Source organism: Arhodomonas sp. KWT, from assembly GCF_010993615.1.
In genome coordinates, this window is the sequence record NZ_WNXE01000444.1 from 1 (window position 1) to 1,382 (window position 1,382).

A 1,382-nucleotide genomic window follows, 5' to 3' on the forward strand; every position below is an offset into this window, starting at 1 on the left:
CCGCGTGACCCTCGACCTGCGCGAGCACGCCGACACCCCGCCGGAGCCCGCGTAGCGCCGGGACATCCATCCCGTAGATCGAGCACGGCCGAAGGCCGTGTGCGACGTCTTCGGTGGCCGACCGGGGATGTCGCACGCCTTCGGCGCACGACCTACGCCATGCCCTGGCCACCATCGCGATGCGTGCCGGCCGGCGTGGCGCCCCGTGTGCCGGTGGGTAAAGGCCTTCCTTTCCGTCCGGTAAGGACCGCACGCGCCGGGCTGCCGGGAGCACACCACCATCCCGTAGGTCGGGCACGGCCGAAGGCCGTGCGCGACGTCTTCGGTGGCCGACCGGGGATGTCGCACGCCTTCGGCGCACGACCTACGCCATGCCCTGGCCGCCATCGCGATGCATACGGCCGGCGTGGCACCCCGTTTGCCGGGGAGCGGGCGGCGGTCGCCGGCTGCCACAGCGGCCGGCCTGTCGGGGAGCGTCCTGCCCCCCTCGCCCCTTGCGGGAGAGGGGGAAACGACCCCTACCCCCCGCGCAGCGTCCGGCGGATGTCCTCCTTTGCCTGGGCCAGCAGGGACTCCGTGTCGACGCCGTCGATCACCGCCTCCACCGCACGCTTGGGGCCGGACTCGCCCCAGCTGCCGCCACGGCGGAAGTAGTCCTCCGCCACGCGCCCGAGGATCCAGGTGCTGGCGTAACCCACCGCGCCCTGGGCCGAGGCGGTGAGCGCCGTCGCCGCGCCGCCGGTGCCGAGCTTGGCGAGGGAGGCGAACAGGTTGACGCTCCACACCGCACCCAGCAGGGCGGAGAGCTGGCCGATGATCACCGCCACCAGCCTGCCGGCCTCGCGCCGGGTCACCGGCAGGCCGTAGACCCGGCCCAGGTGAAAGACCAGGGTCACGTCCAGCGCCGCCGCGCCGGCCAGGTCCGCCACCGGCACCGGGTTGACCGCCACCGCCACGCCCTTGCCCAGGGCGTACGCGTCGGTGACGCGCCGGGCGACGCTGCGGCGCAGCTCGGTGATTCGCGCCGCCACACGATCGCTGACACGGCTGGCGAACAGGCCCGCGTTGAGTGCCGCAAGCGCTTTGCCTTCCGACTCGACCACCGCCCAGAGCCGGTCCGCCAGGTCGGAAACCGCCGCCGGCGGGTGCTCACGGCGCTCGGTCTCACTGCCGTCCGGGGCGACCACGACGACACGTCTTGGTGCCGGGTCGGCGGCGCAGGCAATCACGTTCTCCGCCGCCACCAGCCCGGCGGCGTGCTCACGCAGCCGCACCAGCAGCCGGTCGCGCTCCTCGCCGGTATAGCGGTCGGCCTTGTTGAGGACCAGGATCACCGGGCGGCGCTCGGCGCAGACGACCTCCAGGGCGCGGCGCTCCGCGCG

Annotated in this window: 1 protein-coding gene; it reads right to left on the bottom strand. The window is 74.2% G+C overall.

Annotated features, from left to right (window positions below):
- Window positions 1–518 precede the first annotated feature (518 nt).
- The coding region (locus tag G7A99_RS19765; protein WP_163143461.1) for a DUF697 domain-containing protein at window positions 519–1,382 on the bottom strand (864 nt) is incomplete at its 5' end.